At 69.8% G+C, this 19,397-nt stretch carries 20 protein-coding genes; 2 read left to right on the top strand and 18 right to left on the bottom strand.

All coding sequences use genetic code 11. The features are described from left to right. Positions 1-7: 7 nt before the first annotated feature. Positions 8-700, top strand: a complete 693-nt coding sequence (locus OO70_RS35395) for an LAETG motif-containing sortase-dependent surface protein (protein ID WP_043680560.1) — start codon at positions 8-10, stop codon at positions 698-700. A 61-nt stretch (positions 701-761) separates the two neighbouring features. Here the strand turns inward: OO70_RS35395 and OO70_RS35390 are convergent, their stop codons facing one another. From OO70_RS35390 to rpsB, 10 genes are all read right to left on the bottom strand, one after another. Continuing rightward, the gene (locus OO70_RS35390) at positions 762-1,562 is read right to left on the bottom strand and encodes a maleylpyruvate isomerase family mycothiol-dependent enzyme (protein ID WP_043680557.1); all 801 of its coding nucleotides are present in this window, start codon (positions 1,560-1,562) and stop codon (positions 762-764) included. A gap of 25 nt (positions 1,563-1,587) precedes the next feature. Continuing rightward, on the bottom strand, positions 1,588-2,619 hold the full coding sequence (locus OO70_RS35385; RefSeq protein ID WP_043680555.1) for an ABC transporter ATP-binding protein: 1,032 nt from the start codon (positions 2,617-2,619) through the stop codon (positions 1,588-1,590). Then, positions 2,620-4,221: an ABC transporter permease gene (locus OO70_RS35380; RefSeq protein ID WP_043680709.1), complete on the bottom strand. Its 1,602-nt coding sequence runs from the start codon at positions 4,219-4,221 to the stop codon at positions 2,620-2,622. A gap of 44 nt (positions 4,222-4,265) precedes the next feature. Next, entirely contained in the window at positions 4,266-5,342 is a 1,077-nt protein-coding gene (locus OO70_RS35375; protein WP_043680553.1) for a thiamine ABC transporter substrate-binding protein, read from the bottom strand. 134 nt (positions 5,343-5,476) lie between these two features. Further along, positions 5,477-6,583 carry a 23S rRNA (adenine(2503)-C(2))-methyltransferase RlmN gene (gene rlmN / locus OO70_RS35370; RefSeq protein ID WP_043680551.1) on the bottom strand — a complete coding sequence of 369 codons (1,107 nt, stop codon included), beginning with the start codon at positions 6,581-6,583 and terminating at the stop codon, positions 5,477-5,479. Between the two features lie 92 nt (positions 6,584-6,675). After that, a complete protein-coding gene (locus OO70_RS35365) occupies positions 6,676-7,866 on the bottom strand; it encodes a phosphatidate cytidylyltransferase (RefSeq protein WP_043680549.1) in 1,191 nt (396 codons plus the stop codon). Then, complete coding sequence (gene frr / locus OO70_RS35360; protein ID WP_019058716.1) at positions 7,866-8,423, bottom strand: ribosome recycling factor; 558 nt, start codon at positions 8,421-8,423, stop codon at positions 7,866-7,868. The genes OO70_RS35365 and frr overlap by 1 nt, the downstream gene beginning before the upstream one ends. A 130-nt stretch (positions 8,424-8,553) precedes the next feature. Next, positions 8,554-9,312 carry a UMP kinase gene (gene pyrH / locus OO70_RS35355; RefSeq protein ID WP_043680547.1) on the bottom strand — a complete coding sequence of 253 codons (759 nt, stop codon included), beginning with the start codon at positions 9,310-9,312 and terminating at the stop codon, positions 8,554-8,556. Between the two features lie 204 nt (positions 9,313-9,516). Continuing rightward, the gene (gene tsf, locus OO70_RS35350) at positions 9,517-10,353 is read right to left on the bottom strand and encodes a translation elongation factor Ts (protein ID WP_043680545.1); all 837 of its coding nucleotides are present in this window, start codon (positions 10,351-10,353) and stop codon (positions 9,517-9,519) included. A gap of 193 nt (positions 10,354-10,546) precedes the next feature. Further along, positions 10,547-11,518 carry a 30S ribosomal protein S2 gene (gene rpsB / locus OO70_RS35345; RefSeq protein ID WP_043680542.1) on the bottom strand — a complete coding sequence of 324 codons (972 nt, stop codon included), beginning with the start codon at positions 11,516-11,518 and terminating at the stop codon, positions 10,547-10,549. A 283-nt stretch (positions 11,519-11,801) separates the two neighbouring features. Here rpsB and OO70_RS35340 point away from each other — a divergent pair, with 283 nt between their 5' ends. Beyond that, positions 11,802-12,368 carry a murein hydrolase activator EnvC family protein gene (locus OO70_RS35340; protein ID WP_051741930.1) on the top strand — a complete coding sequence of 189 codons (567 nt, stop codon included), beginning with the start codon at positions 11,802-11,804 and terminating at the stop codon, positions 12,366-12,368. An 89-nt stretch (positions 12,369-12,457) separates the two neighbouring features. Here the strand turns inward: OO70_RS35340 and OO70_RS35335 are convergent, their stop codons facing one another. The 8 genes from OO70_RS35335 to lepB all read right to left on the bottom strand — a co-directional run bounded on the left by OO70_RS35335 (position 12,458) and on the right by lepB (position 19,376). Beyond that, entirely contained in the window at positions 12,458-13,015 is a 558-nt protein-coding gene (locus OO70_RS35335) for a TetR/AcrR family transcriptional regulator (RefSeq protein ID WP_043680539.1), read from the bottom strand. A gap of 118 nt (positions 13,016-13,133) precedes the next feature. Next, the gene (gene whiG, locus OO70_RS35330; RefSeq protein WP_043680536.1) at positions 13,134-13,976 is read right to left on the bottom strand and encodes an RNA polymerase sigma factor WhiG; all 843 of its coding nucleotides are present in this window, start codon (positions 13,974-13,976) and stop codon (positions 13,134-13,136) included. Between the two features lie 283 nt (positions 13,977-14,259). Further along, positions 14,260-15,564 (bottom strand): DNA-processing protein DprA, encoded by a 1,305-nt coding sequence (dprA, locus tag OO70_RS35325; RefSeq protein WP_407702855.1) that lies wholly within the window; start codon positions 15,562-15,564, stop codon positions 14,260-14,262. Continuing rightward, on the bottom strand, positions 15,561-17,186 hold the full coding sequence (locus OO70_RS35320; RefSeq protein ID WP_043680533.1) for a YifB family Mg chelatase-like AAA ATPase: 1,626 nt from the start codon (positions 17,184-17,186) through the stop codon (positions 15,561-15,563). The genes dprA and OO70_RS35320 overlap by 4 nt, the downstream gene beginning before the upstream one ends. 1 nt (position 17,187) lies before the next feature. Further along, the gene (locus OO70_RS35315) at positions 17,188-17,550 is read right to left on the bottom strand and encodes a YraN family protein (RefSeq protein ID WP_043680530.1); all 363 of its coding nucleotides are present in this window, start codon (positions 17,548-17,550) and stop codon (positions 17,188-17,190) included. A 152-nt stretch (positions 17,551-17,702) separates the two neighbouring features. Continuing rightward, the gene (locus OO70_RS35310) at positions 17,703-18,011 is read right to left on the bottom strand and encodes a DUF2469 domain-containing protein (RefSeq protein ID WP_003965949.1); all 309 of its coding nucleotides are present in this window, start codon (positions 18,009-18,011) and stop codon (positions 17,703-17,705) included. 56 nt (positions 18,012-18,067) lie between these two features. After that, positions 18,068-18,607: an NUDIX hydrolase gene (locus OO70_RS35305; RefSeq protein ID WP_043680527.1), complete on the bottom strand. Its 540-nt coding sequence runs from the start codon at positions 18,605-18,607 to the stop codon at positions 18,068-18,070. Then, complete coding sequence (lepB, locus tag OO70_RS35300) at positions 18,597-19,376, bottom strand: signal peptidase I (protein ID WP_043680524.1); 780 nt, start codon at positions 19,374-19,376, stop codon at positions 18,597-18,599. The genes OO70_RS35305 and lepB overlap by 11 nt, the downstream gene beginning before the upstream one ends. Between the last annotated feature and the right edge of the window lie 21 nt (positions 19,377-19,397).

The raw sequence follows: 19,397 nt of genomic DNA, 5'->3' as shown, positions 1-19,397 counted from the left end.
GGCAAACGTGTCCATATCTCGACGTTCCGTACGCATCCTCGGTGTCGCGTCCGCCTCGGCCGCGCTCGCGCTCGGATTCGCGGGCAACGCGCTCGCCTGCAGCATCGGCGAGTTCTCGGCCGAAGCCACCTGTGACGGCACCAGCGGTGTCATCACCGTCACCGACAAGGACGCCGGCGGCACCGAGGCCACCATCACGGTGTTCCTGGAGAACAACGGTGCCGACGCCAAGCAGATCGGCGACGCCCAGACGGTCAAGGGCTCGAAGGCAGGCGTCACCGTTTCCTTCGCCGAGGACTGGCAGCCGAACGCGACGTACCGCGTCCACGTCGAGGCCGCCAATGGCCTCAACAAGAATATCTCGCCGAACCTGACCACCCCGTCCAAGGCCTGCAAGGCCGACGAGTCGCCCAGCCCGACCCCGACTCCGACGGAGGCCTCTCCGTCGCCGTCGGACACGGCCACGACCCCGGCCGAGTCCGACACTCCGACCCCGTCGGCCTCGGAGAGCAGCAGCACCGCCCCCGCGACGACGACGGACAACGCTCCGTCTCCCGCGGCCGGCAGCTCGAACCTCGCCGAGACCGGTGCCAACTCCAACACCGGCATGATCGCCGGTATCGCGGGCGCGTTCGTCGTCGTGGGCGGCGGAGCCGTCTACTTCGGCATGCGTCGCCGCGGTGCGGCCAACGCCCGCTGATCCACCCGCTGTTACTGCTGTGGCCCGTCCGTTCGTGGGGGCGGGCCACACGCATGTCACGTCACCCGAAGGACGCCTTCTCCAGCCAGAACTCCAGCAGCGCCCGGTCGCCGACGATCTCCAACTCCTCGCTGTCCAGCGGCAGTCGGCGGTAGAAGGCGAGCAGGACGTCGGTGAGCGTGCCGCGCAGGGCGACGGTCGCCCGCTCGTGGCCCCGGCGCCAGGCGAGACCGTCCTCGGTGAGCTCGATGATCCACTCGGCGTTCGACCCGGCAGGCACGTCGGTGGCGTGGAGGTGGATGCTGCGACGCCCCGGATCGCGCAGTTCCATCGCGTCCTTGTCGCCCTCCACCCGCTGCGCGAAGACGAGGATCTCCAGCCACTCGTCGATCGCGTCGGCGGCCACCTCGGGCGCCACCTCGTAGGGCAGCCCGGCGGCGAGCGTGGCGTCCGCGCGGTGAACAGTGATCTCGTGGGTCATACGGCGGGCCCAGAAGCCCGAGTTGAGGGTTCCGGCCCACGCCCACACCTTGGTGTCGGGCCCGGCCTCCCGGAGCGTCCCGACGACCGTCCGGCCGGTCTCGGCGAGCCAGGCGTCCAGCGCACCCGCGTCCCCCTCGGCCTCGGGACCGCCGTGGAGCGGGATCTCCTCGTCCGGGATGTTCTCCTGTGCGCGTGTACGCACCAGCAGCTCCACCCAGCGCAGGGCGCCACCCGTGTGCCGTACGAGCTGTTCCAGCGTCCAGTCCGGGCAGGTCGGCACGGTGGCCGCCAGATCCGCTCCGGAGGTCACCACGGCCCTCAACTGCCCCACCTGATGGGCGATCTCGTCGCAGCAGCGGTCGTGCGTGAGTGACGTCATGCACCGCACCCTAGTGAGGGCACGGTCAGCCGAGCACGACAATTTCGGCCGCGTCGAACTCCACCCCGACCGCGCCCCCGACCTCCGGCGCCTCCCGCAGCGCACACGCCGCCTCCAGCCTCGGCGCGTCCTCCGGCTGCAGCTGTACGGCCACATGGGTGCCCCTGAAAGTGCGGGCTACGACCGTGCAGCGCAGGCCCTCGTCGGCGGGCAACAGGCGTACCCCCGCGGGCCGTACGAGGAGCGCGTGGATGCCCTGAGGGGCGTCCTCGGGGACCGGCACCTTGCCCCAGGGGGTGTCGGCGGCCTCGCCGGCGACTGTCGCCTCGACCACGTTGTCGAAGCCCAGGAAACGGGCCACGAACTCGTCCGCGGGATGCTGCCAGACCTCAAGTGGCGTACCGGACTGGGCGATCCGCCCGTCCCGCATCACGACGACCCGGTCGGCGAGCGCGAACGCCTCGCCCTGGTCGTGCGTGACCGCGAGCACGGTCGTGCCCAACGCACCGAACAGCTCCCGGAGTTCGACGACCAGCCGCTCCCGCAGTGACCGGTCGAGCTGGCCGAGCGGCTCGTCGAGCATGAGGAGCCGGGGGCGGGGCGCGAGGGCGCGGGCGAGCGCCACCCGTTGCTGCTCTCCGCCGGACAGCCCGGCGACGGCACGGCGGGCGGCACCCGGCAGGCCCACGAGGTCGAGCAACTCGCCGACCCGGGCCTCCTGTTGGCCCTTCGACGCCCCATGCATGCGCAGCCCGAAGGCGACATTGCCTGCCACGTCCCGCTGCGGGAACAGCTGGTGGTCCTGGAACATCAGACCCACCCCGCGCTTGTGCGCGGGCACGCCGGCCTGGTCGCGTCCGTCGAGCAACACCCGCCCGGTGTCGAGGGGTTGAAGCCCGGCCACCGCCCGCAGCAGCGTCGACTTGCCGCTGCCGCTGGGCCCGAGCACACACACGATCTCGTGCTCGGCGACTCCGAGGTCGACGGCGTCGAGCACGGGCCGCCCGCCGAACCGTACGGTCGCGCCCGCGAGACTGAGCAGCATGTTCGGCGGCATCTAGAACTCCCCCGTCCGGTCCGTGCGCAGCCGCTCAAGGACCAGCAGGGCCACCGCGCACACCACCATCAGAATCGTCGAAAGGGCCATCGCCTGGCCGTAGTTGAGATCACCGGGCCGGGACAGCAGCCGGGCCACCGCGACCGGCAGGGTCGGGTTGTCGGGCCGCGCGATGAACACGGTCGCCCCGAACTCCCCCAGCGACACCGCGAACGCGAACCCGGCGGCGATCAGCAACGCCCGCCGTACGAGGGGCAGATCGACCTCTCGCCACACCCGCCAGGGCGAGGCCCCGAGTACCGCCGCCGCCTCCCTCAGCCGCCCGTCCACCGCCCGCAGCACGGGCAGCATCGTCCGTACGACGAAGGGGACACCGACCAGCGCCTGCGCGAGCGGCACCAGGATCCATGAACTCCGCAGATCCACCGGGGGTTTGTCGAGCGAGATCAGGAAGCCGAAGCCGACCGTCACCGCCGACACCCCGAGCGGCAGCATCAGCAGCGCGTCGAAGCCCCGCACCAGTCGCCCGGCGTCGCGCCGGGTCAGGGCGGCGGCGGCGAGACCGCCGATCACCACGGCGATGGCGGTGGCGGCGACGGCGTACTCCAGCGAGTTGCCGATCGCGGCGATCGGCGGGACCAGGAAGGTGCCGCCGTCGTCGTGGGTCAGCGCCCGGTAGTAGCCGAAGTCCGGTGAGTCCAGGGACCGTTGGACCAGCACGGCGAGCGGCAGCACGAGCAGGACGAGGACGGAGACGAGGACTCCGGCCAGCAGGGACCACTGGCCGGCCCCGCGCGGGCGCCGTGCGGTCACCGACGGGTCCACGAGCCGCAGGGCGGTCTCCCGGCGTCGTACCGTCCAGGCGTGGACGGCGAGGATCGCGCCCACCGCGACGAACTGGACGATCGTCAGCACGGCCGCCGTGGACAGGTCGAAGACCTCGGAAGTCTGGCGGTAGATCTCCACTTCGAGGGTCGAGAAGGTCGGACCGCCAAGGATCTGCACCACGCCGAAGGAGGTGAAGGTGAAGAGGAAGACCATCAGCGCGGCGGCGGCCACGGCGGGCCCGAGCGCGGGCAGCGTGACCTTCCGCCAGGCCCGGAGCCGGGAGGCGCCGAGCATCCGCGCGGCCTCCTCCTGACGCGGGTCGAGCTGTGCCCAGAGGCCGCCCACCGTCCTTACGACGACCGCGTAGTTGAAGAAGACGTGCGCGAGCAGGATGGCCCACACGGTGGTGTCCAGCCGTACGCCCCACAGGTCGTCGAGGAGTCCGCCCCGGCCGAGGAGCGCGAGGAAGGCCGTACCGACGACGACCGTGGGCAGCACGAAGGGGACCGTCACGACGGCCCGCAGCACATGTCGGCCCGGGAAGTCGAAGCGCGCGAAGACATACGCGCCGGGGAGCGCGATCAGCAGCGTGAGCGCGGTGGAGGCGAGCGCCTGCCAGGTCGTGAACCACAGGACGTGCCGGATGTCGGACTGCGCGAGCACGTCCCCGATCCGGCCCAACTGCCAGGCGCCGTCGACCTTGAGGCCGCGCGCGACGATCGCGGTGACGGGATAGGCGAAGAACACCGCGAAGAACGCGACGGGCAGGGCCATGAGGCCGAGCCGCGTCACGTTCCCCTTTCGGGTCCTGCGTGGCGCTACTTCAGTACGAGCGAGGTCCACGACTTGACCCACTGGTCCCGGTCGGCGGCGATCTTCGCGGGCGCCATGGTCTCGGGGTCCTTGGCCTGCGGACCGTACTGCGTGAACTCGGCCGGCACGGTCGCGCCCTCGACCACCGGGTAGACGAACATGTTCAGCGGCATGTCCTCCTGGAACTCCTTGGTGAGCAGGAAGTCGATGAAGGCCTTGCCGCCCTTGGTGTTCGCGGCGTTGCTGAGCAGTCCCGCGTACTCGGTCTGCCGGAAGCAGGTGCCGTACGACACCCCGGTGGGCGCGGTGGTCGGCTTCGGGTCGCCGTAGATGACCTCGGCGGGCGGCGAGGAGGCGTACGAGACGACGAGCGGCCGGTCGCCGCCCGCCTTCTTGCCGCCGGCCGAACCGGAGAACTCCTGATCGTAGGCCTGCTCCCAGCCGTCGACGACCTTCACGCCGTTCGCCTTGAGCTTCTTCCAGTAGCCCTGCCAGCCGTCGTCCCCGAACTGGGCCGCGCTGCCGAGCAGGAAGCCGAGGCCGGGTGAGGAGGTGGCGGCGTTCTCGGTGACGAGGAGGTTCTTGTACTCGGGCTTCACGAGGTCCGCGAAGGAGGCCGGCGGGGTCAGCTTGTGCTTGCTGAAGTAGGCCTTGTCGTAGTTGACGCAGATGTCGCCGGTGTCGATGGGCGTGACCCGGTGCTTGGTCTGGTCGACGCGGTACGCGGGCTTGACGGTGGCGGAACCCTTCGCGTCGTAGGACTGGAAGAGGCCGTTGTCGAGCGCGCGGGAGAGCAGGGTGTTGTCGACGCCGAAGAAGACGTCGCCCTGGGGGTTGTCCTTGGTGAGGATCGCCTTGTTGACGGCCTGGCCGGCGTCGCCGTCCTTGAGGACCTTGACGGTGTAGCCGGACTGCTTCTCGAAGTCCTTGAGGACGTTCTTCGAGACGGCCCACGAGTCGTGGCTGACGAGGGTGACGGTCTTGGAGCCGGAGCCACTGCCCTGGTCCGACCCCGACCCGCACGCGGAGAGCGTGACCAGGCCGAGGCCGACGAGGACAGCACAGTACTTCTTGGTGTTCACGGTGATGACCGAACTTCCTACCCAGAATGACCTGGGCGAGGTTCAGAGGGTCTGCGGCCCGATTGCCGCACTCTCAGCGCTTCGCGCTCCCCTGTCGGATATGAAGATGTACGTACAGGTCGTACGGGTGAAGATTACCTCTCGGTGGCCGCGAGCTGGCCGCACGCTCCGTCGATCTCCTGGCCACGGGTGTCCCGGACGGTGACCGGCACCCCATGGGCCGCGATGGCCTCGACGAACGCCTTCTCGTCCTCGGGACGTGAGGCCGTCCACTTCGAGCCCGGCGTCGGGTTCAGCGGGATCAGGTTGACGTGCACGGGCTTGCCCTTGAGGAGCCGGCCGAGCCGGTCACCGCGCCACGCCTGGTCGTTGATGTCACGGATCAGCGCGTACTCGATGGACAGCCGGCGCCCCGACTTCGCCGCGTACTCCCAGCCGGCGTCGAGGACCTCGCGCACCTTCCACCGCGTGTTCACGGGGACCAGGGTGTCGCGCAGCTCGTCGTCGGGTGCGTGCAGCGAGATCGCGAGCCGGCACTTGAAGCCCTCGTCGGAGAAGCGGTGGATCGCCGGGACCAGTCCGACCGTCGAGACGGTGATCCCACGCTGCGAGAGGCCGAGCCCGTCCGGCTCGGGGTCGGTGAGGGCGCGGATGGACTGGACGACCCGCTTGTAGTTGGCGAGGGGTTCGCCCATGCCCATGAAGACGATGTTGGAGAGCCGAGCGGGACCACCGGGGATCTCCCCGTCCCTCAACGCCCGCATCCCGTCGACGATCTGGTGCACGATCTCACCGGTCGACAGATTGCGGTCGAGGCCGGCCTGCCCGGTCGCGCAGAACGGGCAGTTCATGCCACACCCCGCCTGCGAGCTGATGCACATGGTCACCCGGTCCGGGTACCGCATCAGCACGGACTCGACGAGCGTCCCGTCGAACAGCCGCCACAGCGTCTTGCGCGTGGTCTCCTGGTCGGTCGACAGATGCCGTACGACGGTCATCAGCTCAGGAAGCAGCGCTTCTTGCAGCTTGGCGCGCGAACCGGCGGGGATGTCGGTCCACTCCGCCGGGTCGTGCGCGAACCGCGCGAAGTAGTGCTGCGACAGCTGCTTGGCGCGAAACGGCTTCTCCCCGATCGCGGCGACAACTTCCTTGCGCTCGGCGGGCGTGAGATCGGCAAGGTGCCGCGGCGGCTTCTTGGCTCCGCGGGGGGCGACGAATGTAAGTTCTCCGGGCTTAGGCATGGCCCTACCAGTGTCGCAGACATACGAAGAGGGACTCGCCGCCCTGTGGACAACGAGCCCCTCACGCACAAACCCGCAGGTCGAGCCGTGTTTCAGCCGGACCCGACGAAGAGCACGAACATCAACCACACCACCGGAGCGGTCGGCAGCAAGGAGTCCAAGCGGTCCATGATGCCGCCGTGGCCCGGGAGCAGCGTGCCCATGTCCTTGATGCCCAGGTCGCGCTTGATCATGGACTCGCCGAGGTCGCCCAGTGTGGCGCTGGCCGCGACCGCGAGGCCCAGGACGAGGCCCTGCCACCAGCTGCCGTCGTCGATCAGGAACTGCATGCACAGCGCGCCCGCCACCATCGCGAAGGAAACCGCCCCGAACAGGCCCTCGCGGGTCTTTCCGGGGCTGATGCGCGGGGCGAGCTTGTGGGTGCCGAAGCGCCAGCCGACGGCGTAGGCGCCCGTGTCGCTGACCACGGTCAGCAGCAGGAACGTCATGACCCGCCAGGCGCCGTCGTCGGCGGTGAGCATCAGGGCGACGAACGTGGCCAGGAACGGCACGTAGAACGCCGCGAAGACGCCCGCCGTGACGTCCTTGAGGTAGCCCTCGGGCGGCTCCGTCATCCGCCATACGAGGACGGCGAGCGCCGTGAGCGCCATGGCGACCCAGGCGCCCTCGGGGCCCCGTACGTATCCGGCGACGACCATCGCGGCCCCGCCGACCGCTAGGGGCACGAGGGGCGCCTTGATGCCCTTGCGCTCCTGCAGCCGTGAGGTCAGCTCCCACAGGCCCACGACGACCGCGACCGCTATCACGCCGACGAACACGGCCTTGACGACGAACAGGGACGCGATGATGACCGCGCCGAGTCCGACCCCGACCCCTATGGCCGCACCCAGGTCCCGGCCCGCGCTCTTCTTCTGCGGGGCGGGCGCCGGTGGCGGGGCGTCGGGCATGGGCTCCGGATTCTGCGGCACCGCCCCGTAGGGCTGCGCCTGCGGCGTGTCAGTGGGCTGCGTCCGCGGGTCGTACGGCTGCGGCTGCCGTACGTCGTACGGCGGCTGCTGCGTCTCGTCGCGGAACAAGGGGCCGCTCAGCCGAGCGGCCCCCCGGTCGTCATCCTGGTGTCCGCCGTATGCGGGCTCGTCGGGCACGATGGGCATGGGGCGAGTCTGCTGCGCCTCAGGCGCATCGTACGTGGGACCCGCCGGGGCAGCCCCCTGGACAGGCCCCTGGTCGGACGGCCCCCAGTACCCGGCTTGTGGCGGTGCCCCCCAGGAAGAGTCGTTCATCAGACCTCGAGCAGCTCCGCTTCCTTGTGCTTGAGGAGTTCGTCCACCTGGGCGACGTACTTCGCCGTGGTGTCGTCGAGCTCCTTCTCCGCACGACGGACCTCGTCCTCGCCGGACTCCTTGTCCTTGACGAGCTTGTCCAGGGCGTCCTTGGCCTTGCGGCGGACGGCGCGGATGGACACCTTGGAGTCCTCGGCCTTGGTCCGGGCGACCTTGATGTAGTCCTTGCGGCGCTCCTCGGTCAGTTCGGGGAACGTCACTCGGATGATGTTGCCGTCGTTGCTGGGATTGACGCCCAGGTCCGAGTCGCGGATCGCCTGTTCGATGTTCCGCAGCGCGGTCTTGTCGAACGGGGTCACCACGGCCATGCGCGGCTCCGGCACGGAGAACGAAGCCAGCTGGTTGATCGGCGTCAGCGCTCCGTAGTAGTCCGCCACGATCTTGTTGAACATCGCCGGGTGCGCACGGCCGGTGCGGATCGCGGCGAAGTCCTCCTTGGCGACCACGACGGCCTTCTCCATCTTCTCCTCGGCCTCGAGGAGGGTCTCTTCGATCACCACTTGCTCCTGCGTGTCTTGAGTAGGCCCGGCTGCTGTGCTGTGTCGGCGTCGGCGGCCGGCTGCGTCGCGTCTTCTTCCTGCACGGTTCCCGACCGGCAGGACATTGTCCATCCCCCGGTCAGGGTCATCAGCCCTGGCTGCCTTGGTCACCCACAAGCGTGCCGATCTTCTCACCCTTGACGGCGCGGGCGATATTGCCCTCGGCCAGGAGCTCGAAGACCAGGATCGGAAGCTTGTTGTCGCGGCACAGCGTGATGGCGGTCATGTCCGCGACTTTGAGGTCCTGGGTGATGACCTCGCCGTAGCTGAGCGCGTCGAACTTGACGGCCTCGGAGTTCGTCTTCGGGTCGGAGTCGTAGACCCCGTCCACGCCGTTCTTGCCCATGAGCAGCGCCTCGGCGTTGATCTCCAGGGCGCGCTGGGCGGCGGTGGTGTCGGTGGAGAAGTACGGCATGCCCATACCGGCGCCGAAGATGACCACGCGGCCCTTCTCCAGGTGGCGCACGGCACGCAGCGGGATGTACGGCTCGGCGACCTGGCCCATGGTGATGGCGGTCTGGACGCGGCTGTCGATGCCCTCCTTCTCCAGGAAGTCCTGGAGGGCGAGGCAGTTCATCACCGTGCCGAGCATGCCCATGTAGTCGGAGCGGGCCCGGTCCATGCCGCGCTGCTGGAGTTCGGCGCCGCGGAAGAAGTTGCCGCCGCCGATGACGACGGCGACCTCCGCGCCGTCCCGTACGACGGCCGCGATCTCACGGGCGATCTTGTGCACCACGTCGGGGTCCACGCCCAGGCCGCCGCCTCCGGAGAAGGCTTCTCCGGACAGCTTCAGCATGAACCGGCCGCGTACCTTGCCGTCGTCGGTCTTCTTGGGCTTGGTGGTCATGGAGTTCTCGCCTCTTCAACGTGGTCGCACATACGAAGAAGGCCACTGCCGGTGGGGTGTCGTTCGCATCCCATGCTCGGCAATGGCCTCCTCGTCAGATCTGCTGTCGTCCGCCACGCGCGCGTGCGCGACGGCGTACCGGGCCGACTGCTGACGACCCTAGCGGGATTCCGCCGGGCGCCGCGCGTCGATCGCGGTACGGACTCAGATGCCGACCTTGATGCGCGTGAAGCGCTTCAGGGTGACACCCGCCTCGTCCAGAACCTTCTGGACGGACTTCTTGGGGTCGAGCGCGTACGGCTGACCGAGCACCGTCGCGTCCTTGAAGAAGCCGTTGACGCGACCCTCGACGATCTTGGCGATCGCGGCCTCGGGCTTGCCCTCGGCGCGGGTGGTCTCCTCGGCGATGCGTCGCTCGGACTCGACGACCTCGGCCGGCACGTCTTCCTTGGCCAGGTACTTCGGCGCGAAGGCGGCGATGTGCTGGGCGACACCGCGGGCGACCTCGGCGTTCGGCTTGTCCAGCTCGACGAGGACACCGATCTGCGGGGGCAGGTCGGGCATCGTGCGGTGCATGTACGCGGAGACGTAGCCGTCGGTGTACTGGGCGAAGCGGTCCAGGACGATCTTCTCGCCCAGGTTCGCGTTGGCCTCGTCGACGAACGCCTGGACCGTCTTGCCGGACTCGATCTCGGACGCGAGGAGCGCCGCGATGTCGGCCGGGGAGGTCGCGGCGACGTGCTGGGCAATCTGGTTGGCGACAGCCTGGAACTTCTCGCCCTTGGCGACGAAGTCCGTCTCGCACTTCAGCTCGACCAGGACACCGGAGGTGTTGTCGTCGGCGATGACGGAGACCACGGCGCCGTTCTCGGCGGAGCGGCCCTCGCGCTTGGCGACGCCCTTCTGGCCCTTGATACGGAGCGCCTCGACGGCCTTCTCGACGTTGCCGTCGGCCTCGTCCAGCGCCTTCTTGCAGTCCATCATGCCGGCGCCGGTGAGCTCACGGAGCTTCTTGACGTCGGCGGCGGTGTAGTTCGCCATGATCTGAAAATCTCTTCTCGGAGTTCGAAGTCTCGAAGTCGGCGGCGGCCGCGTGGTGAGCGGGCTTCCGCCAAAGATCTACGGGCTACGAAGATCTAGGGGCTGTGGATGAACGGCGGGTGGCGCGGTCCGCACCACCCGCCGTCACTCAGTCAGCCCTTTGGCCCGGAAGGTCAGGCCGTTGGCCGGAGGGTCAGGCCTGCTCGGCGTCGGCGGCCGGAGCGGCCTCGACCTCAGCCTCGGCGACCGGAGCGGCCTCGGCGGCAGGAGCCTCGACCTCGGCAGCGGCCTCAGCGGCGGGAACCTCGTCGGCCTGCTCGGCGTCGGCGACCTTCTCGGTCTCGGCGGAGGTCTGGACCTCGGCGTCGGCGGCCGGAGCCTCGTCAGCCTTCTTCTCGCCCTCGAGCAGGTCGCGCTCCCACGCGGCGAGCGGCTCGCCGGCGGCCTTGTCACCCTTGGCCTCGGCGGCGACACCGGAGCGGCTGATGAGGCCCTCGGCGACGGCGTCGGCGATCACGCGGGTGAGCAGGGTGACGGAGCGGATCGCGTCGTCGTTGCCCGGGATCTTGTAGTCGACCTCGTCGGGGTCGCAGTTCGTGTCGAGGATGGCGACGACCGGAATGTTGAGCTTCCGGGCCTCACCGACCGCGATGTGCTCCTTCTTGGTGTCCACGATCCAGACGGCGCTGGGAACCTTGGACATCTCGCGGATACCACCGAGGGTCTTCTCCAGCTTGGCCTTCTCGCGCGACAGCACGAGAAGCTCCTTCTTGGTGAGACCGGACGCGGCGACGTCCTCGAAGTCGATCTGCTCGAGCTCCTTGAGGCGCTGCAGACGCTTGTAGACGGTGGAGAAGTTGGTGAGCATGCCGCCCAGCCAGCGCTGGTTGACGTAGGGCATGCCGACGCGGGTGGCCTGCTCGGCGATGGCCTCCTGCGCCTGCTTCTTCGTGCCGACGAACATGACCGTGCCGCCGTGGGCGACGGTCTCCTTGACGAACTCGTAGGCGCGGTCGATGTACGACAGCGACTGGAGCAGGTCGATGATGTAGATGCCGTTGCGCTCCGTGAAGATGAACCGCTTCATCTTCGGGTTCCAACGACGGGTCTGGTGACCGAAGTGGACGCCGCTTTCCAGCAGCTCCCGCATCGTGACGACGGCCATGGCCGTTCTCCTTGATTTTCTCGGTTGTGCCGCGAGCACCGGGACGGCACTCGCGCCTGACGCCCACGTGCGCGTGCCCAGAGGACCGAGGAGCGCTGACACCGGTTTTTCGTCTCTTCGACGGAGGACCAGATGTCGGGGCGTGCGAAGTCGACCCGGTGACCCGGATCGCCAAAGGAAGTGTACGGGACCCGCGAGGTACCGGGTGACGCCGATGTCCACAACCACCCGGCGGTCCACAGGTCCCGGCCATGATCGGCACGGATACGGCACGGTTTGTGCCATGCGATCACGACGACATCTGCACACGGCCCTGGGCTCACTGCTGGCCCTCTTCCTGACCCTGCTGACCTGCGCGGCCCGGGCGGACGACGCCCCTCCGGCACCGGGAGTCCCACCCCCTCCCGTACCGGCCGTGGCCCGCACCTGGCCCGTCGGCTCCCACCCCTTGGTCCTACGAGGCTGGGAACCCCCGGCAACGCTCTACGCCCGGGGCCACCGAGGCGTGGACCTGTCGACGCCGGCCAACGCTCCCGTACGAGCGGTGGCCCCGGGCCGGGTGTCCTTCGCGGGCCGGGTGGCGGGGAGAGGGGTGGTCGCCGTGGAACTGACGGGGACCGACCTCCGCACGACCTACGAACCGGTGACCGCGTCGGTGAAGAAGGGCGACGAGGTGGAGGCGGGCGATGTGGTGGGAACGGTGGAGCTCACGGGCTCGCACTGCGGCGCGACTTCGTGCGTGCACTGGGGCTTGCTGAGAGGGGAGATGTACTTGGACCCGCTGGGGCTACTGCCGCCGTGGCTACTGAACAGGGGCCCATCCCGCTTGCTGCCGGTGCTCAGCTTCTAGGGGCCTGTACTGCTTGCTGCCGGTGCTTGACGCTTTTAGGGGCGCGGGGAACTGCGCGCCCAGCCCCCCACCGGCCCGCAGCCGACAACTCAACCCGAAACGCCCCGCAAAGCCATACTCACCGCAGCCTCAGTAATCACCGAGGGATCCTCCGCAGCCCCCAGCTCAATCCTCCGCACAGCCGCGTCAACAACCCCCTGAAGCAACATCGCGGCCAGCCGAGGCTCCCCATGCCCCATCTCCGCCAACGCCTCAACGATCATCGCGACCAGCCCACCATGCGCGGCCCGAATCTTCTCCCGCGCCCCCGCGTCCAGTTCGCTCGCGGAGATGGCAACAACAGCCCGATGCCGCCGATCCCCGACCAACGCAAGCTGCTGCCGCACGTACGCTTCGACCTTGCCCTCGGCGGAGCCGGCCCGCTGCATCGCCGCCGACACATCCGCCGCCCACACGGGAAAGTCGACCTCGCACAGCTCCTCGACCACCGCGGCCCGAGAGCGGAAGTACTCGTACACGGACGACCGCGCGAGCCCCGTCCGCTCGGCCAGGGCCGGGAACGTCAGCGCCTCCGTCCCACCCTCGGACAGCAGGGAACGAGCCGCGTCCAGCAGGGCGGCTCGCTGCATCGACCGGTGCTCGGCCACGGAGGCCGCTCGAATCCTTGGCACGTCAACCACTCTACGGACGGTCCACCCCGGACGGGAGTGACCGGGGCCATGCAGGCACGATTCTGCGAGGTCGAGAACGCGGTAGGGCTTGCGCTCAACGGCCGAAACTCGCCAGCTTGGCGCGCAGCTGCAACACGGACTTGGTGTGGATCTGGCTGACCCGGCTCTCGGTCACCCCGAGCACATTGCCGATCTCGGCGAGGGTGAGGCCCTCGTAGTAATACAGCGTGACGACGGTCTTCTCGCGCTCCGGCAACGTGTTGATCGCCCGCGCCAGGAACCGCCGCAACTCCCGGCCCTCGGCCACCTCCACCGGGTTGTCGGCGGCGGTGTCCTCCAGGGTGTCCATCAGGCTCAGCCGGTCGCCACCCTCCCCGCCGGCGTGCAGCAACTCCTCGAGGGCCACCACGTTGGCCAACGACAACTGGCTGAAGACGGCGTGGAGTTCCTCCACCGCGATGCCCATCTCGGCGGCCACCTCGCCCTCGCTGGGCGTACGCCTGAGCCGCGCCTCCAGCGTGGCGTACGCCCGCTCCACGTTCCGCGCCTTCTGCCGCACCGAGCGCGGGATCCAGTCCAGGGCGCGCAACTCGTCGATCATCGCGCCCCGGATGCGGGTGATCGCGTACGTCTCGAACTTGATCTCCCGCTCGATGTCGAACTTCTCGATCGCGTCGATCAGTCCGAACACCCCCGACGACACGAAGTCCGCCTGTTCCACATTGGGCGGCAGCCCGACGCTCACCCGTCCCGCGACGTACTTCACGAGCGGCGAGTAGTGCAGGATCAGCTGCTCACGCAGCCTCTCGTCGCCCGTCGTCTTGTACGACCGCCACAGCTCCTCGAGCGTCGAGGGAGCGGGCGGCCGGACGCTGCCACCGTCACGGGCGGCTGGGGGGATCGCCGCCCGGTCGGACCCGGAGGTGTGCTGGGGCATTCGTCGCCTTGTGCCGTTCTGCCGTGAAGTGGGGTTGCCTGGGTGAGCTGTCGGACTGATGTCGAGTTACCGGTCTGTTTGCCGTTCTGTGCCGGAATCCCCGTGAGCGTAGCGTGACTGGAGTGTCGCGGTGTGCGAAGGGCAAGGCCCGGACCGGGCACGGACGCGTTCGAGAGGGTGCCGGAACAGGTCACTCCGATTGCTCTGCGTGATCATCGGAATGCGCCAACTGCGGGAATTCCCAAGGGTGTCGGGGTTCCCCCGGACGGCCGAACACGCTCGGTCAGCGGCACCCCCAATCGGCCCGGACCGAGATCATCGCCTGGCGTGTCAACTTCCAGCCGTCGCCGTGTCGTTCGACGTAACCAAGTGCTCGGAGTTCGTACAGTCTCGCGATCGCGTCGTCCTCCGTGGTCTGGGCACCGCGTGCGATCTCCCCCGGTGGCGCGGCCCTGTTGCCGGGCAGTGCGGCGAGGATGCGGCGGGCCGCCGGTTCCAACAGGTCGCGCGGGAGCACCGGTCCGCGTCGGTCCGGGGCCAGTTCGCCCATGTCACCGACCAGTTCGACGACTTCCGCGGCGTCGGTCACCAGCACCGCGTCCCCGCGCAGGAGTTCGTGCACACCGGCGGAGAGGCTGCTGGTGGCCGGCCCGGGCACCCCCATCGTGTGGCGCCCCAGCCGCTGCGCCGCCCGAGCCGTGACGAGGGACCCGCTCCGATACGCGGCCTCGACGACCACGGTCCCCCTCGTGAGCGCCGCGATCACCCTGTTCCGGAGGATGAACCTGCTCGGCGTCGGATGCTCGCCGGGCGGCAACTCGCCTACCACCAGCCCCTGTTCGGCGATCCTGCTGATCAACTGGGCGTGCCCGCGCGGGTAGGGCTGGTCGACACCGCAGGCGAGTACGGCGACAGTGACGCCAGTCGCGCCGAGGGCGCCGCGATGAGCGGCACCGTCGACTCCGTAGGCCCCGCCGGACACGACCACCCAGCCGCGTTCGGCCAGTCCGGCGGCAAGGGTGGCCGCCATGTGCGCGCCGTACTCGGTGCAGGCGCGGGCCCCGACGACGGCGACCGACTTGAGGGCCCACACCCGCAGGTTGGAGTGCCCGCGCACCCACAGTCCGATGGGCCGCGCGTCCCCGAGGTCGTCGAGTTGTGCGGGCCACTCGGCGTCCCCGGGGCACACGAACCTCACCCCCGCCTCCTGTGCGACGGCCAAGTCCCTCCCGGAATCGACCAGTCCGGCCCGCGCGCACAGCCCGGCCCACCGCTTGTCGGTCACCCCGACGAGCTGCGGCCCTCCGTTCCGCAGCCGCCGGACCACTTCCCCGGCCCCCAGCTCCCGGATCCACCGGCCGGCAACCTCGTCACCGGGTTCGACGACACGGCAGAGAAAGACGCGGGCGAGCAGGTCGTCACCCGCGCGATGGGTCCCGGTCCGGTCATCCACCCCGGTCGCATCGTCGGCCCCGGCGCGGCCATCGGTCCCGCCCCGGCCGTCGGCCCAGGTCTCGTCGTCGGTCCCGGTCGCATCACCGGTCCCGACCCAGCCATCGGCCCCGCTCACTTCACCGGTCCCGGTCATGTCATCGCCCCGATCGCCATCGGCACACCTCGCGGTACGCCCGTGCGCAGTTGGAGCGCGAGGGCGACATCGGTCGCGCCGGGTCGGTCGTGGCCGACCAGGTCCGAGACCGTCCAGGCGACGCGCAGCACCCGGTCGAGCCCGCGCGCGGTGAGAGCGCCGCGCTCCAGACTGCGCTCGGCCTCGTCCATCGCCCCGCGCTCGGCGTGCCAGCGGCTGCGCAGCTCACGGCCGGGCACCTCGCTGTTGGTGCGCCAGGGCGTGTCCGCGAGCCGCGCCGCCGCCCGCTCCCTGGCCGCCTGCACCCGGTCCGCGACCGTCGCCGTGGACTCGCCCCGCGAGCCGCTTCCGGTGAGCTGGTCACGCGTGACGCGGTCCACCTCCACCCGCAGGTCCACCCGGTCGAGCAGCGGCCCGGAGAGCCGGGCCTGGTACCGCCGGATCGACATCGGCGCGCACTCGCAGAGATCGTCGGTCTGCGAGAAACGGCCGCACGGACACGGGTTGGCCGCGAGCACCATCAGGAACCTCGCCGGGAACCGGACGACGCCCGCACTGCGCGCGATCACCACATGCCCGGCCTCCAGGGGCTGCCGCAGCGCGTCGAGGGCCTGACCGCTGAATTCCGGTGTCTCGTCCAGGAACAGAACACCTCGATGCGAAAGCGACACCGCGCCGGGCCGCGCGATCCCCTGTCCGCCCCCGACGAGGGCCTGCATCGTGGCCGAGTGGTGCGGGGCGCAGTAGGGGGCGACGTCGATGAGGGGTTTGCCCGGTGGCAGCAGGCCCGCGACCGAGTGCACTGCCGTGACTTCCAGCGACTCCTGCCGATCGAGCCGGGGCAGAACGGCGGGCAACCGCTCCGCGAGCATCGTCTTCCCGGCTCCCGGCGGGCCTTCGAGGAACAGATGATGGCCGCCGGCCGCCGAGACCTCCACCGCCGTCCGCGCCGAGAACTGGCCGACCACATCCGCGAGATCGTGCCCCGCGTCGTGCTGGGCCGCGCCCATGCTGTGCATTCCCGTGGCAGCGCCCGTGCCGGGCATGCGCAGTCCGGCGAGAAGGGGGTCCGGACGTCCCAGCTCGTCCGGTTCCTCGTCGGGTACGGGTTCGTCGGCGAGTACGGCGATCAGCTGCCGCAGTGTGCGGACGCCCAGCACGGACACGCCGGGCACGAGTGACGCCTCGGCGGCGGCGCACTCCGGCACGACGACCTGCTCGTATCCGGAGTCCGCGGCGGCCAGCACCGCCGGCAGGATGCCCCGGACCGGCCGGACCCGTCCGTCCAGACCCAGTTCGCCGATCATCACGATGTCGGCGAGCACGCGCGGATCGATCCGCTCGGCCGCGCCGAGCACGGCCGCCGCCACGGCGAGATCGAACCCGCTGCCGCTCTTCGGCACCGACGCCGGACTGAGCCCGACGGTCAGTTTCTTCTGCGGCCAGGGCGCGCCCGAGTTGACCACCGCGGCCCGCACCCGGTCCTTGCTCTCCGTCAGGCTCTTGTCGGGCAGTCCCACCAGCGTGAACGCGGCGACGCCCGGTTCGAGGTCGGCCTGGACCTCGACCACCACGCCCTCGACGCCCACCAGCGCCACCGAACACGTACGAGCGAACCCCATCTCAGGCCACCCCCCGCGCGTGCTCGACCACGGGCCCGCCGCGCCGGGGCAGGACGACGCCCACCAGGTCGATACGGACCCCTCCCGGCGGGGCTCCGCCGTGCGCGTGGATCCACCGCGCGGCGAGGCCTCGTAGGCGCTCCGCCTTCTCGGGGGTCACCGCGGCCATCGGGTGCTCGAAGGCACCGGCCCGCCGTGTCTTGACCTCGCAGACGACCAGGACGTCGCCGTCCCGCGCCACGATGTCGATCTCGCCGGTCCTGCCACAGCGCCAGTTGCGCTCCAGGACCGTCATACCGGCCGCGACCAGCCGTCGTGCGGCCAGCGTCTCGCCGTACTTGCCGAGTGCACTGCGTGCGTTCATCTCGCACCACCTCCGCGCCAACCGTCACGCGGAACGGTCCACCAAGTGGATCTTGGTGGACCGTTCAGTGGTTGTGGAGAACTCCGTCACCCGCACGAGCGACGGCCGTCCCGCGAAGACCCGGTCCCGCGAAGACCCGGCAAAGCCCGCCGTCAGCCGCCCGGCAGCTCCAGATCGCTCTTGTTCAGCTCCTCGATGTTCACGTCCTTGAACGTGAGCACACGGACCTGCTTCACGAAGCGAGCCGGTCGATACATGTCCCACACCCAGGCGTCCGCCATGGACACCTCGAAGAACACCTCGCCCTGGACCGAGTGCACCTGCATCTCGTAGTCGTTGGTGAGGTAGAAGCGCCGTTCGGTCTCGATCACGTATTTGAACAGACCGACGACATCGCGGTACTCCCGGTAGAGCTTCAGCTCCATCTCGGTCTCGTACTTTTCGAGGTCCTCGGCGCTCATGGCATGTTCCCCTTCAGCCGTGCGATCCCACCATTGTGCGCCAGTCCCCTGAGCCCCTAGACGATTTCGGTGTCAAGGGTCACGGGCCCGGCCGGGGGACCTTCGTCGAGCAGCCTACGGAGCAGCTCGGCGAGTCTGGTCGGATACACCGTCTCATGCGCCCGGTCCAGTTCCCGGTACGTCCACCAACGTGCTCCGGAGACGCTGCGTCGCTCCAGCTCGGTGAGGGCCGTGGCGCCGGGCACGCCCTCGGCCGCGGCGGGCGTCCTGGCCAGGTAGTACCACTCGTCCTGGTCCCAGCGGCGGCCCGCGAACGGGAACGAACACGTCCGCGTCCACAGCACCGGGCCGAGCTCCACCTGTGTGATGCCGGTCTCCTCCGCGAGTTCCCGTAGCGCGGCCTCCTCGTGGGTCTCGTCGCCCTCCAGGCCGCCGCCTGGCGTGAACCACCAGTCGTCGGACGGATCGTCCGGCTCGTGGCCGTGGAGCAGCAGGATGCGGTCCTGCGGGTCGAGGAGGACCACCCGGGCGACCTTGCGCAGTCCGCCCTCGTACGAGTCGCCGTACGCGCCCTCCTCGGTGGCCTCAGCGGGCACCGGCGGGCTCCGTACGGGTGCGGGAGCGGCGGCCGGCCAGCAGCTTGGCGACGGGGCCGTAGGCGCCGCCGCCGAGGACGAGCACCGCACCCGCCACGATCATGGCGACGATCACGCTCAGGGGGCCGGGCTGGGAGAGACCGCCGAGCTCCTCGAAGCCGGTCGGGCGCTCCAGCATGCCCTTCATGGGCCAGACGACGGCGTCCACGCGGGCGTTCACGGCGCTGCTCGCGACGGTGCCGCTGGCCACGTCCGTGAGGTGGGCGCTGGAGTCCAGCGAGCCCTGGCGTTCGTCGCCGAGCAGGAACAGTCGGCCCTTGGGCACCTTCACCGTCGGGATCGTCTTGTCCTCGACCGCGCCGCCCTTGAGATAGCCCTCGTCGATCTGCTTGCCGTTGACGACCAGCTTGCCGTTCGTGCAGCAGGAGACGGTGTCCCCGCCGACGGCGACCACCCGCTTGACCACGGGCGCGTTCGTCACCCACGTCTTGTCGGTGAAGACGACGACATCGCCCCGGCGCACCTCGCCGCCGTCGATCCGCTGGGCCAGCACCCGGTCGCCCATGTCGATGGTCGGCGTCATCGAGCTGGTCGGCACCGTGTACGGCCGGTAGACCACCGCTCCCCAGCCGAATCCGCCGAGGAACAGCACAAGGCCCAGCGCGACGGCCAGTCCGGACAACCGCTGTCCGGTCCGGCTGCCCACCGGGCCCTTGCCTGTGCCACCGCCGGTACGCGGGGCCGTACGTGTTGCGCTCTCGCCACCCATGGGTCCGCACCCTACCCGGCG

This window comes from Streptomyces xylophagus (genome assembly GCF_000716435.1).
Classification (GTDB): Bacteria; Actinomycetota; Actinomycetes; order Streptomycetales; family Streptomycetaceae; genus Streptomyces; species Streptomyces xylophagus.
This window is presented reverse-complemented; position numbering and strand designations above follow the sequence as displayed.